We start from the raw sequence: 13,543 nt of genomic DNA on the forward strand, positions 1-13,543 counted from the left end.
TTTTAAATTACATTGGCTTTATCACATTTTTAGCTGTGTTCCAGGAGCCAAAATGTTTATGGAAGGTGGTACTTCTAGGCAAGTTATTCTCAGAAGCATATATATCCCATCTTGCCATGCTTGATGTTAAAAATATATCCTTATGCTTAAGTGCTATGCGTATTAGATCATCTTTTGATAAATTAATCTTTTTTTCCTTGTTAAGAATTTTTGTAATTTCCTCGTAATCAAAAAATTTCTTTATAGTCTTGTAAGTCGGAAGTTTATTCTCTTTTGCATAAACATCCCATTGTGTACGATTTTGGAAATTGGGAGCATGGTTTTTGAGTATATCTTTAATGTCTTTCTTTGTATATGTCGGTTTTCTTTCACGTTTATTCCCAACATATTTCCTTACTTCACTCCATGTTTCAAAACTCTTTATAAGCGTCTTAGAAGAGGGTAAAGAATGTTCCCTCGCATATAGATCCCATACAGATTGGGTCCTAACATGATTCTTATGCTTTTTGACTATTGTTCGTATCTCGCTCGGAGTATATGATGTATTTGTTACCGGAAGCCCTAGCTTACGTTTTAATTCATTCCATGACCCATAATTAGCGATCAACTTATTTGAATCTGGTAAACCAACACTTTTTGCATATGAGTTCCAATGTGCAGCAGTTGTTATTTCCGATTTGTGTTGTTCTAATTGATTTATTAATTCCTCGTTATCCATAGATTGCCTCTCTATTGTACTCTTCCTTCAGATTGTATCATCATCCTTACTATCTCCTCATTGGAAGCATTGAAATTTACTATTTCTTGGACTGCTTCATTGAATCTTTCTTTATTTGGAGTAATAGAAATGGTTTTTTCTAAATTATCCTTTTTTTGAATGTATGTTGACTGTATTTCATCAATGTATTTTCTATATTCATCCCGGTAACTAAATTGCTGAGATTTCGCTTTAATATCCTTAAGGCTATTTTCAGAGTGATAGAAAGTAATCCGATCAATTGGGACTGGCTGAATACCTCTACCTGGGTAAATCTCTTCTGGCTTAATATCTATCTGAAATGGCCCAATACCAAATTCTGAGCCATTGCACCGTTTCATAATGGATTTTATTCCCCATAGGCCAGCACTGAAATTCTCAGTATTTAAAAAATATGGTTTTGGAAAAACAAAAAATACTTCGTTTTCCTCCGTTATCCCTAATAAGAATAAATGGTCTCCCTTAGTAGGAATTCGGTTCAAATACCTTATTGCCTCATCTTCAGTAATTTCATTATAGTTCTCCTTTATGATATCAATTGGAGTACTATTAGCTTCTTTATATTTTCTCATTCGTTCTCTTTTTCGTTCTTCCCGGACTTCTTTTGGTGTAAATATAGTATCGTAGAGTGACCACAACAAAATAAAAGGTAATGCTAGTACAACCACAAAAGTACCCAAAATTGCAGCACCTATATTACTTGAGCCAATAATTGAAAATATAATACCAAGAACTAAGGTTAGAAATCCTAGTACTACAAACAATATGCAAATCCTAAATGCAACCATAAAGATGCTGAATCCAGTCATATAAGATTCACCTTCATATATGAGACCCCATTTATCGAGAAAACTTATCAAACCGATTGCTTCGAAAATAGGGACGATATGATCCCATTGATAAGCAGCAAGTAATACAATTCCTATAAAAACTAAACCCGCTAACCCTGTTTGTTTTCCTCTGTTATATTGCAATGCTGCATTAGCCGCACTAAGTAAAGTGTTCATCCTATTCACCACCAGTAATTAAATAAAAAAATAAATTCGTTTTAAATTACACCAATTTATAGTGTTTATTATATTACCTAATTATGGCAGGGTCAAGAAAATTTAGACTTCAAATCCTCCAAAATGGTTACTTTACAAGCATTTGGATAACTTGCCACCAATTTTATAAGGATACTATTGAAGGTATCTGTTAATGTTGAAATGAGGTGGTATGGATGTTTGTTTCACCAATGTTATTGCATAAATTCAGTCCTCCATTCGATGAGCTTCCATTTGATGAAAATGAATATATCTCCGAATTAAAAATAGATGGGATTAGGTTACTTCTAGCTAAATGGGATAACGTTATAAAACTATATACTCGACATGGAAATGAAATAACAGGGAAGTTTCCTGAGCTCCTGAATATAGTTATCCCAAATGGAACGATCCTGGATGGAGAAGTAGTTGTGCCTGGTCCTGGAGGTAAACCTGATTTCGAGGAAACAATGAGCAGATTTCAAGCGGGGAGAAATGGAATACAACCCATACAGTATTGTGTATTCGATATTATCTATCTTGAGGATAAAAGAATTACGCATTTACCTCTGCTCAAGAGAAAAGAACTATTAAAATCTTTAATCAAACCTTCTCAATATATAGCACCGGTCGAATGGACAACCGGAAATGCGGAAGCATATTTTAATTTAACCAAAGAGCATGGACTAGAAGGGATTGTTATAAAAAAAGCAGACTCCTTATATAAAATTAAAAATAGGTCTCATAATTGGCTTAAAGTCATCAATTACTCTTTCGCTGATGTTTACATTACAGGATTGAGAAAAAACGAATTTGGACTCCTTCTAAGCTTGGAAGAGGGGAACAAAATGAGACCTGTTGGATTAATGGAGTTCATGGTTCCAGCAGCGAGGAAAAAGTTTTATCAAGAGTACCGTAATTATGTAGTTGATGAAAACAAGGACTTTATTTTCCTGGAACCAAAAATAAAGGCAAAGGTAAAATATCGTAACCTGACAAAAGAAAATAAATTACGTATCCCTTCCTTTGTAGAATTTATCTCATAATGAAAAAAGTTTCGTTTTGAAGTGCATATCAAATAAATGTCAATAAAAATGGCTTGCTAACTAAAAATAGTTTTGGCAAGCCATTTTTAAGTTTATAGAGTTCTTCGCGTCACAAATCCCTTTTTAACTAGTATAGTGAACAAAGATTTAGCAACGATTTAGTCAGTTGTTAGGATACTAATATGAAAACGACATGCTTCCAAATACACCTGTGATCCATGAAGTGGCTGGTCCTGATAACGTGTATCTTCCAGAAAAGACGTAGCCTGCAGGACTTACAAAAACAGGTGCTGAAGCTAAAATGTATTTTCCAGGACCATTTGGCCTTTCACCAGAATTAAAATAGTTATAGTAAGTAGTTAATGTCATAAGGCAACCGGAACATTGATACAAATTCCCAATCCATGTACTTCCATTGGTTAGAGTATGCTTTCCAGTCCCGCGAGCCTTCATTTGATGTTTTGTTCCTGTCTCTGGACAGGGAACGTATAAGACTCCAATATCCCCATCTTGCTTTTTCTTACTCTTACTAGTATCAGAGAAGCTTTCGTGCGCATGATTGTGATGTTCTATATCATGGTTATGATTATCTGTATGATTTGTAGATGCACTAGTTGGAGAAGAAATAGATATTAATAGTAGAAGCGAGAATACCAAACTAATAAACTTTTTCAAATAAAACACTCCCCTTTAATTGATTTGCCCTAAGAAAACCACTATTTTTGATTTCCTTACCCCATAAATTACCAAACACCTCCTGTTCATAAGAAATTCTATCTTTAATAGAAACACCCTTTTTTTGGAAAATAAAATAAGATAAACAACCCATAAACTTATTAATTATGCTTTTCTTAAGGATCTATTCTCATAGCTTAAAAGGCCCTGTTTTTTTAATAGGTACATATTTTTTATACTTGTGATTCTTCAATAAACATTAATTACTTTTTCTTATCCAAGTAACAAAGCAGATTAGATAATCAAAGAAATTATTATTTTAAAGCTCTCTATATGATAGAATGAGGAACAAATGTAAAATTTAGGGTATTAAATGAGGTGAGTTGATGGGAAAAGAACAAAAAAATGGTAAAGGTATACTCCTAACAATTGGGTGGTTATCTGTCATCTTATTAACTTTTAACTTAATGCCGCCTATGCTATTGTTTTTCCCCATATGCATAGGAGTTGTAATAAGGCGAGATTACCAGGGGAGTAAGCAAGGGTCAGCAATGATTTATTTAGGAATTATAGGCGGAATCATTGGTTGGCTTTTAGGATGGTACGTCAGTAATAACTTAATGTAGGTATAGCACTCACGTCACTAAATTATCCAAATTGGAGTGTAATAATTTGAATGATGTAAAACCTTCAATAATACAAAGACTGCGAGCAAAATATGCAGCATTAATTACTGCATTGGCTTGTTTATATAGTGTAGTTGTAAGTTGGGGAGAGAATTGGTTTTTTACTGTTTTTTTGGGATTAGGAGTTTTAGTATGTGGTTTGATGAGTTATTTCGATATAAAAAGACATTGAAGGAAAGTCATTAGGAGCATTCTTTTAATGTAAAGGGCACAAGAGGGGGTAGTTAGCATAAGAGGGAATTGAAAGTGGTGACTATTGGCTTAAAAAAAGCATTAGATATCCGTTAATATTTTTTGTAGTATCAATTGTTTGTCAGTTTATTGTTAATAAAGAGGTTAAGTGGGTTGATAATATAGGGATATCTTTTATGATGTTCTTATTTATTCTTTTATATAATTGGTCAAGCAAACCTAATAAATGGAAGAAAGATAGAAGTAAATAATACTTTTATTCAATTTTTATTAACACTTGAAGTGCTCGTGAAAGGATAATCGCTTTCATTCTTGAATTCCTTATTAAGCTAAAGGGATAGTTTAGCTTAATAAGGAATAATGAGCATTAAGAAACAAATACAAATATTATGAGGTGTCGGTAGTGACTAATACTGAAAAAATACAAAAATTCTTAAAAAGTACTTGTGATATTTATTGTGATGATTGTCTGTCTGAGGTTTTAAATATTCAACCAAGGCAGCAGGTTAATCAGATTTGCAATAAATTTAAGAAACAAGGCGATATCAAAAGAGAAGTTAAGCAATGTAGTTATTGTTCTAAGGATAAATTGGTCAACTTTATATAGTTTTGGTTATCACTTTCTTATTGAACGGGGGAAGTAGAGTTTAAAATAAGAGAAAAGAAGGCTCTTAATTACAGTTTACCTTCATTATCACTTTCCAGGCTGTGATTGGCAGCTCAAAAAGCGCAATTTAAAAAGGTCCCCAATTCATCCATACGCCGATTACAAGGAAAATTGATCCCAGGATGATCCAAATCATAAGTAATGGAAAAATGAATCGGATCCATTTTATCCACGATACACCTGCAATTGCTAAATTTGCCATCAATATCCCAGATGTAGGTGTAATTACATTTGTAAAACCATCTCCCATTTTGTATGCTTGTACTGCAACTTGTCTGGGAATTTCCATAATATCTGCCAATGGTGTCATAATTGGCATAACTATAACGGCCTGGCCACTTCCAGAAGAAACTAAGATATTAAATAATAAGTTGGCAATAAACATTACCAACGCACCCATAACACTAGTAAAAGGTGTCATCAGATTTGCCATACCCTGAACAATTGTATCTAAGATCTTCCCATCTTCTAACACCACTACAATGGAACGAGCCATTCCAATAATCATTGCTCCATACACTAATCCCTTAGCACCCTTAAAGAGTTCTACGATAAGTTTGTTTGGTGATATCTTTGCAATGATTGCAGTTCCCACTGCAATTATTAGAAATATTGCAGCCATCTCATTTAAGGACCAATTGTATTGAAAAACCCCAAATACATAGATTCCGATTCCGATTACAAGCCAGAACAACACAAGTTTATGTACACCAGTGAGAACAACCTGTTTATTTAACTGATTTTTCTCTTCGATTTTCGGAAAAGGGGTATTGCCCAATACACTTTTAGCAGGATCATTTTTAATCTTATTAGCATAATAAGCAATGTAGGCAATGGTTGTAATTAGTATTGTGATATAAATGACAATTCGGTACCCGATACCAGAAAACAAAGGCAGCTGGGCAATTTGCTGTGCAGTACCTGTTGTTAGCGGGTCAAGGAAAGCGGTATTAAATCCTGCGTATGCTCCAAGATATATAATTGATACACCCACTATAGCATCCATCTTCATTGAACGTGCCAGAATGATACCTATAGGTATAAATGCTATTACCGCATTAACGATAATCCCTAGTGCTCCAAAAATTGAAAAGAGGATACACACAACTGTTATCAAAAGTAATTCTTTATTTTTAGTTTTTTCTATCGTTTTTAAAATCATTGCATCAATTGCACCAGTTGATTCGATAACTGCAAACGATCCTCCAATGATTAATACTAGGAAAATCAAAGGAGCGGAACTAATCATCCCTTCTTGAATGGCAAGAAATATGTCTAGAAGACTTGCAGGTGAGGAAGCTATCTGCTGATAGCTATCTGGTACTACCATTGTTATACCTTCTATTTCTTCTCTAGAGAACTCACCAGCTGGTATAAGATAAGTCAAAACCGCCATAAGGGCTAAAATACCAAATAAAATAATATAGGCATCAGGTATACCCCATTTTAACCCTTTCTTTTCTTTTGCTTTCTCCATTGTAAACACCCCCCCGTTTGAATTTTCTTAATATTCATTGACTTTTATTATAATAAAGCATAAACTTTATTTTAACAACAATAAATTAAATACTTTATTTTGGAGTTGAAACATGTCTTATATCGAAAAAACAAACAAACACTATAATTCCTTAACGAAAGGATTAAAAAAAGTAGCTGAATCATTACTCTCCAATCCAGTTTTATTTGCCACTCACCCGGCTAAAAAAGTAGCTTCTTTAATTGATGTAAGCGAGACAATGGTTATCCGCTTTTGTAAAGCTATAGGCTACATTGGCTTTGCAGAATTACAAAAAGATGTCCAATACAGATTGTTAACGATTCAGCCGCCAGGTAAAGAGGTTTCCCCCGATACATCTGATTCATTTGAAAATGTAATGAGCATTGATGAAGGCATTATCCATCAGGTTGCAAAAAATATTGACTGGGATATTGCCAGAAATATTGTTGATCAGATTGTTGGTTCTCGTTCAGTAAAAATAGTGGGGTATTACCAATCATTTGCTTATGCACATTGGTTTTCATACGTTCTAAATAGTCTTTTGGATAACACCACTTTATATCGCCCTGAAACTGATGTTGGTATCACTAAAGATGGTAATGAACATACGGTCTTAATTTTTTCCTATTATCGATATGCTTTGGAATCAATTAGATTAGCAAAAGAGGCAAAATCCAATGGGAATAATATTATCGTCATTACAGATTCACAGATCTCACCAATTGTGGAATATGGAGATCTTGTTTTAACTATAAACACATCACAAAAGTCCCTATTGGAAAAAGGGCCTGTAACCTTTTCTGTTTTAAACACACTTCTGCTCCATATAGCCCAAAAGGTTGGAAAGCTCGATTTTGTGAATCCCACTAATCGATACTATATTCAATGAAAGGTGATAAAAATGGTAGCTTATCTAAAAGAGAAGATCGATGAAACATTTGATTATTTACATTCACACCCAGAACTAAGCTGGAAAGAAACTAATACGACAGAATATATTAAAAAGCGTTTGGAACAGGCAGGATGTTCAGTCAAAACGTTTGAGGATTGTACAGGAGTAATAGGGGATTATGGAGATTTCTCGGGAGATGTGCCAATTGTTGCAATTCGTGCAGACATGGATGCACTCTGGCAAGAGGTCAACGGTGAATTACAGGCTAATCATTCATGCGGACATGATGCCCATATGACTATGGTTTTGGGCGTTCTCTGGAAAATACAAGAGCTAGAGGGTCTTAAAGACAAGGTCGGTGTAAGGTTTATTTTCCAGCCTGCAGAAGAAGTTGGTGCAGGAGCACTAAAGCTAGTAGATAAAGGAATCGTTGATAATGTCGATTTTCTATATGGGATTCATCTAAGACCAGTCCAAGAAACACCAGATGGCTATGTTACTCCCGCTATTATGCATGGTGCCACAGGTTCTATGGAATTTGAAATCAGAGGAGATGATGCACATGGTGCGCGTCCTCACTTAACTCATAATGCAATTGAAATTGGAAACTCTATTCTAAATTCCTTTAATACAATTCACCTAGATCCAAATGTGGCTCACACAATAAAAGCTACTCGATTCATTTCAGGAGGAAAAAATACGAATATCATACCTGGCAGTGCTTCTTTGGCTATTGATTTACGCGCGCAGACAAATGAAATTATGGAAAAATTAAGACAGAGAGTGCTCGAAATTTTACAATCCTCCAGTGAACTTTTTAATACAGATATCGTTTTGACGAATGATTATGGAATTGCGGCAGCTGAAGTCAGCAATGAAGCATTAGAAATGGCTGAGCAAGCAATTGTTAATTGTTTAGGCGAAGAAAAGTTGGTTGCCCCCCTGATTACACCTGGTGGAGATGATTTTCATTTTTATACGATTAAAAAGCCACATTTAAAAGCAACTATGGTTGGGCTAGGATGCGACCTAAAACCTGGCCTGCACCATCCGAATATGACTTTTAATAGAGATTCCTTACTCAATGGAATAAATATTTTATCTGAAATTATCATTCTACATAGTAAAAAGGGGTGTTGATATGAAAGGAATTTATATAAAAGAGGTGGTACTGCATCATACTAGGGTATCTTTGAAAGCCCCTTTTACTACAAGTTTTGGCACTATCCAAACTAAGGATGTTTGTATCGTTGAAGCAATTGACGAATCTGGTATCTCAGGCTGGGGAGAAACGGTTACCAGCAATGAACCATATTATAATGAGGAAACAACTTATACCGCAGTTTATATGTTAAAAGATTTCCTTATTCCTAAAGTTATTCAAAAAAAAATCTCCCATCCTAAAGAAGTCCATAAAATGCTCTCTTTTGTACGCAGAAACCAAATAGCAAAAGCTGCCCTTGAAACGGCCATGTGGGATGTTTTTGCTAAAAAAAATGGAAGTTCATTATCAGAGGTTCTTGGAGGAGAAAAGAAAAAGATAGCTGTTGGAAAAAGCATTGGTATTCAAGAAACACCTGACCAATTAGTTGAAAAGGTAGGGATGTATGTTAAGGAAGGATTTAAAAAAATAAAAGTAAAAATTGCCCCAGGAGCTGACATTGAATATATTGATGCTGTTCGCAAGAAATATCCCGATGTCCCCCTTATGGCTGATGCTAATTCCGCTTATACCTTAGAGCATATTGAACACCTCAAAAAGTTGGACAAATATAACCTCATGATGATTGAACAGCCTTTGGCCCATGATGATATTATTGATCATGCTATTTTGCAGAAAAACATCTCTACACCAATCTGCCTTGATGAAAGTATTCATAGTTTTGAAGATGCACGAAAGGCAATTGAACTTGGCAGCTGCAAGATCATAAATATTAAAATCGGCCGTGTTGGAGGGCTCCAAGAATCTATTAGAATCCATGATTTATGTGAAGAGCATAATATCCCTGTATGGTGCGGAGGAATGCTAGAAACTGGAATAGCAAGAGCACATAATATTCATATGACAGCACTATCTAATTTCACAATGCCTGGTGATACAGCCCCTTCTTCTCATTATTGGGAAGATGATATAGTAAAGCCCGAAATCACAATGGAAAATGGATACATCCAGGTTCCAGAAGGATTGGGAATAGGATATGAGATTGATCGAGGGAAATTGAAGAAAATATTGACTCATTCTGAAAGAATCTATTCAACTGAATCTACTCATCCAACCCTAGGATAGTTTAAACAAAGATATTTTTTAGAGGAGCAATTCTTATATAGCCAGGTGTTACAAGGGTATAACATCCTTCATAAAATTAGAAGAATTGATTAAACCAACCTTTATTTATACAATAAGGTGCCTATGTTCAAAATCAGCTGCCTAATCAGGTGGCTTTTTCTTTTTCAACAAACGGGGCAGCATTCCTGTAATGAATGAAAATGGAGTTTGAACAAAAAAATAACCTCTTGGTAGAATGAGAGAGTCCTGAAGCCGGCAAGCAAAAAGGACAAAAATCTCAAACACCAGGAGGCTTTACAATGAATTATAACCAGAATAAGAAGATTGCTCAAATCACTTCTCAAACTCTTATTATAGGAGTCGATATTGCGAAATTCCAACATGTGGCTCGTGCCCAGGATTTCAGGGGAATGGAGTTTGGATCCCCGTGTCAATTTGAAAATACAAAAGAAGGATTTGAAAACTTTCTTAAATGGATTTCGGAAATCAAAAAAGAACAGCGTATGAGTAAAGTGATGGTTGGCATGGAGCCAACAGGCCACTATTGGTTTAATCTGGCCCATATCTTAAAAGAAAATGGGATAAAGTTTGTCGCAGTAAACCCGTTGCACGTCAAGAAAAGCAAAGAGTTGGATGATAACTCACCCACCAAAAATGATGTGAAAGATGCCAAGGTCATAGCCCAGCTGGTCAAGGATGGAAGATACGCCGAACCAACAATACCGCAAGGTGTTTATGCAGAACTCCGTGTGGCAAAGAAAATACGCGATCTTTTAACTGAAGACCTACAAACGGTCCAAGGACAGGTGCACAACTGGATTGACCGGTATTTTCCGGAATTCCTCAAGGTTTTTAAGAAATGGGAAGGTAAGGCTGCTTTACAATTCTTAAAGCTCTATGCCTTGCCACATGAAATAGCTGTATTCACCGAAGAAGAACTACTCGTCCATTTGAGAAAGTCCGTATCTCGGAGTGTTGGATTAAACAAGATCCGCGAATTAAAACAGGCAGCTAGCCAGTCCATCGGACTTCGACAAGGTGCTGAAATGGCCAGGCTGGAGCTAAAAACCATTCTGGCTAAGTATGAATTAATTCAGTTACAATTCGAAGAATTGGACGCCAAAATAGACAGCCAGCTTGATGAAATACCAGGTGTACAACAAATGTTAGCGATAAAAGGTGTAGGCAGGGATACAATTGCCGGCTTCTTTGCGGAAGTAGGAGATTTAGGTGAATACAATCATCCAAGGCAGATTATCAAGCTGGCCGGCTTAAGCTTAAAAGAAAATACATCCGGCAAGCACAAAGGAAAAACGACCATCACAAAAAGAGGCCGAAAGAAACTCAGGGCACTGTTATTCAGGGTCTGTATGATTCTCGTTGCCAAAAATTCTGCATTTAAAGCATTACATGCTTACTATACTCAACGTCCGGATAATCCTTTAAAGAAGATGCAGTCCCTGATTGCTTTGTGTAATAAACTAATTCGGATTTTCTTCAGTATAGGAAAAAAGCAATTTGATTTTAATGAGGAAAAGATGCTAAAGGACATCCCTCATTTGGCAGTAACAAAGAAGACGGAAATGGCAGCTTAACTTTGGTTTAGATTAGATAAGTAGTAGTTCTTGCTTTTATAGTTTTGGAGACATTTGAAGCACGGATTAGTCGGCAAAGCAACTAAATTACGGGCTTGGACCCTGTGGGGCAGCATGGCTGACATCCACCTCATGGAAAGGTTGGACGAAGGAATTTGAGAGCGAAGACTCTGTGAGACATGGGAGGGTTGACCTCCATGAGTAAATGTGGACATCCACCAGTGCGGTTATATTTTTACTCATCCACCATTTTCTGTAAGGGATTGGTTAGTGGGTTCTAACTCTTTTTTCTCACTCTGTCCAAAAATATCCTTTCAAGTGAAGATCCTCCATTTATAAAGTGAGTTACCGAAAGGTAAATAACTATGAAATTCTAAGAAAACAAGAGTAAATAAGTGTTTTCGCTTCTTTTATTGAGGGAGGCGGAGGCGTTAATTCTAACTCATTCGTCATAATTTTATTAGACTTTGTTAAGCTGAAAGTAAAACTGATTTAAAATAGACTGTATTATTACAAGTCCTTATTTCAGATGAAGAGTGCAATACTCTAAGATTCAGCTGCCAAAGGGTAGCTTTTTCTTTTTAAACAAACGGGGCAGCATTCCTGTAATAACTGAAAATGCGGTTTGAATGAAAAAAGACCTCTTGATAAGATGAATGTGTCCTGAGCTGGCCAGCTAAAAGGGACAAAACATCTACTCGGAGGTCTTACCATGAATTATAACCAAAATCATAAAATAGCTCAAATTACACCTAATACCCTAATAATCGGGATTGATATTGCCAAGCATCATCATGTAGCTAGAGCACAGGATTATCGTGGGATGGAGCTAGGATCGACTTGCTTTTTTGATAATACCCAAGAAGGATTTAGGGCATTTATTAATTGGATTAATCAAATAAAAGAGTCATACGAAATGGAGTCTGTCATTACTGGAATGGAGCCAACAGGCCATTATTGGCTTAATTTAGCTCATATTCTAAAGGAGGAACAGATTAAGTTCGTAACGGTCAACCCTTTACACGTCAAGCATAGTAAGGAGCTAGACGATAACTCTCCAACAAAAAATGATGTAAAAGACGCAAAAGTCATTGCACAACTAGTTAAAGATGGTAGATACGCCGAACCAACAATACCACAAGGAGTTTTCGCGGAACTGCGTGTGGCTAAGAAATTACGCGATTTATTAAATGTAGACTTACAAATTGTGCAGGGACAGGTACACAACTGGATTGATCGATACTTTCCAGAGTTCTTTACCGTTTTTAAAAGTTGGGAAGGGAAGGCAGCTCTTCATTTATTAAAGCTTGAAGCATTACCGGATGAATTGGTGAGTTATACAGACGAAGGATTACTAGAATACCTTAGGCAAGCAGTGAAACGTAGTATAGGCATAAAGAAGATTCAGGCCTTAAAGGAAGCAGCCAATCGGTCGATTGGCATTCGTCAGGGCGCCATGATGGCTAAAATGGAATTAAGAGCGTTAATTCAAAAGTATGAACTCATTCAAGCCAAGTTCGAAGAGCTTGACCAAACTCTGGATACACTCCTTCAGGATATTCCAGGCGTTGATCAAATGTTAGACATAACAGGAATTGGACGCGATACAGTGGCGGGTTTCTTCGCTGAAGTAGGAGATTTGAGGGAGTATAATCATCCCCGTCAAATAACCAAGCTGGCAGGACTCAGCTTAAAAGAAAATACATCAGGAAAGCATAAAGGAAGAACGAAAATCACGAAACGGGGTCGAAAGAAATTACGAGCCTTATTATTTCGGGCATCTATGATTCTAGTAGCGAAGAATAAAGCCTTTAAAACTCTACATCATCATTACACAACAAGGCCTGACAATCCGTTGAAAAAGATGCAGTCTTTAATTGCTTTGTGTAATAAGCTTATACGCATTCTCTTTTCTATTGGGAAGAAACAGTTTGTGTTCCAGGAAGAGAAGATGTTGAAGGATATCCCCCATATGCATGCATTTATTCAAGAACCAATAGCAGCTTAATCACTATCAAACTGACTTTTAACGAGTAGATTTGGACGGTTAAACAGACAAGATCAGCATGGGATTAGTCGGCAACGCAACTAACGTAAGGACCTAGATCCTGTAGGGCAGCATGACCGACATCCACCTTATGGAAAGGTTGAACGAAGGAATGTAGGAGCGTAGACTCTGTGAGACTTGGGAGGGTAGACCCCCATAAGATATGTGGATATCCA

Annotated in this window: 13 protein-coding genes; 9 read left to right on the forward strand and 4 right to left on the reverse strand. The window is 36.2% G+C overall.

Annotated features, from left to right (window positions below; genetic code table 11):
• Positions 1 to 7 precede the first annotated feature (7 nt).
• Both NSQ49_RS25530 and NSQ49_RS25535 read right to left on the reverse strand, forming a co-directional pair.
• A complete protein-coding gene (locus NSQ49_RS25530; RefSeq protein ID WP_159870526.1) occupies positions 8 to 718 on the reverse strand; it encodes a hypothetical protein in 711 nt (236 codons plus the stop codon).
• A gap of 11 nt (positions 719 to 729) precedes the next feature.
• Positions 730 to 1,764: a hypothetical protein gene (locus NSQ49_RS25535; RefSeq protein ID WP_159870528.1), complete on the reverse strand. Its 1,035-nt coding sequence runs from the start codon at positions 1,762 to 1,764 to the stop codon at positions 730 to 732.
• Between the two features lie 215 nt (positions 1,765 to 1,979).
• On the opposite strand from NSQ49_RS25535, the gene NSQ49_RS25540 reads away from it, so the two are divergent.
• Complete coding sequence (locus tag NSQ49_RS25540) at positions 1,980 to 2,828, forward strand: ATP-dependent DNA ligase (protein ID WP_019380460.1); 849 nt, start codon at positions 1,980 to 1,982, stop codon at positions 2,826 to 2,828.
• A 177-nt stretch (positions 2,829 to 3,005) separates the two neighbouring features.
• Here NSQ49_RS25540 and NSQ49_RS25545 read toward each other — a convergent pair whose 3' ends face one another.
• Positions 3,006 to 3,503, reverse strand: a complete 498-nt coding sequence (locus NSQ49_RS25545) for a hypothetical protein (protein ID WP_159870530.1) — start codon at positions 3,501 to 3,503, stop codon at positions 3,006 to 3,008.
• Positions 3,504 to 3,889: 386 nt separating this feature from the next.
• On the opposite strand from NSQ49_RS25545, the gene NSQ49_RS25550 reads away from it, so the two are divergent.
• From NSQ49_RS25550 to NSQ49_RS25560, 3 genes are all read left to right on the forward strand, one after another.
• The gene (locus NSQ49_RS25550) at positions 3,890 to 4,129 is read left to right on the forward strand and encodes a hypothetical protein (protein ID WP_159870533.1); all 240 of its coding nucleotides are present in this window, start codon (positions 3,890 to 3,892) and stop codon (positions 4,127 to 4,129) included.
• A 46-nt stretch (positions 4,130 to 4,175) separates the two neighbouring features.
• A complete protein-coding gene (locus tag NSQ49_RS25555) occupies positions 4,176 to 4,361 on the forward strand; it encodes a hypothetical protein (protein ID WP_159870536.1) in 186 nt (61 codons plus the stop codon).
• 423 nt (positions 4,362 to 4,784) lie between these two features.
• A complete protein-coding gene (locus NSQ49_RS25560; protein WP_159870539.1) occupies positions 4,785 to 4,988 on the forward strand; it encodes a hypothetical protein in 204 nt (67 codons plus the stop codon).
• Positions 4,989 to 5,115: 127 nt separating this feature from the next.
• On the opposite strand, the gene NSQ49_RS25565 is transcribed toward NSQ49_RS25560, so the two are convergent.
• Positions 5,116 to 6,525 (reverse strand): YfcC family protein, encoded by a 1,410-nt coding sequence (locus NSQ49_RS25565; RefSeq protein WP_159870542.1) that lies wholly within the window; start codon positions 6,523 to 6,525, stop codon positions 5,116 to 5,118.
• 112 nt (positions 6,526 to 6,637) lie between these two features.
• Between NSQ49_RS25565 and NSQ49_RS25570 the strand changes: the two genes are divergently transcribed.
• From NSQ49_RS25570 to NSQ49_RS25590, 5 genes are all read left to right on the forward strand, one after another.
• Positions 6,638 to 7,435, forward strand: a complete 798-nt coding sequence (locus NSQ49_RS25570) for a MurR/RpiR family transcriptional regulator (RefSeq protein WP_159870545.1) — start codon at positions 6,638 to 6,640, stop codon at positions 7,433 to 7,435.
• A 12-nt stretch (positions 7,436 to 7,447) separates the two neighbouring features.
• Positions 7,448 to 8,578, forward strand: coding sequence for a M20 peptidase aminoacylase family protein (locus NSQ49_RS25575; RefSeq protein WP_159870548.1), 1,131 nt, complete (start codon positions 7,448 to 7,450; stop codon positions 8,576 to 8,578).
• Between the two features lies 1 nt (position 8,579).
• Positions 8,580 to 9,725, forward strand: a complete 1,146-nt coding sequence (gene menC / locus NSQ49_RS25580; protein WP_201306616.1) for an o-succinylbenzoate synthase — start codon at positions 8,580 to 8,582, stop codon at positions 9,723 to 9,725.
• 299 nt (positions 9,726 to 10,024) lie between these two features.
• Positions 10,025 to 11,320 (forward strand): IS110 family transposase, encoded by a 1,296-nt coding sequence (locus NSQ49_RS25585; RefSeq protein ID WP_159870551.1) that lies wholly within the window; start codon positions 10,025 to 10,027, stop codon positions 11,318 to 11,320.
• A 712-nt stretch (positions 11,321 to 12,032) separates the two neighbouring features.
• The gene (locus NSQ49_RS25590; RefSeq protein WP_159871962.1) at positions 12,033 to 13,328 is read left to right on the forward strand and encodes an IS110 family transposase; all 1,296 of its coding nucleotides are present in this window, start codon (positions 12,033 to 12,035) and stop codon (positions 13,326 to 13,328) included.
• Positions 13,329 to 13,543 lie beyond the last annotated feature (215 nt).

Source organism: Cytobacillus sp. FSL R5-0377 (assembly GCF_038004385.1).
Lineage (GTDB): Bacteria > Bacillota > Bacilli > Bacillales > Cytobacillaceae > Cytobacillus.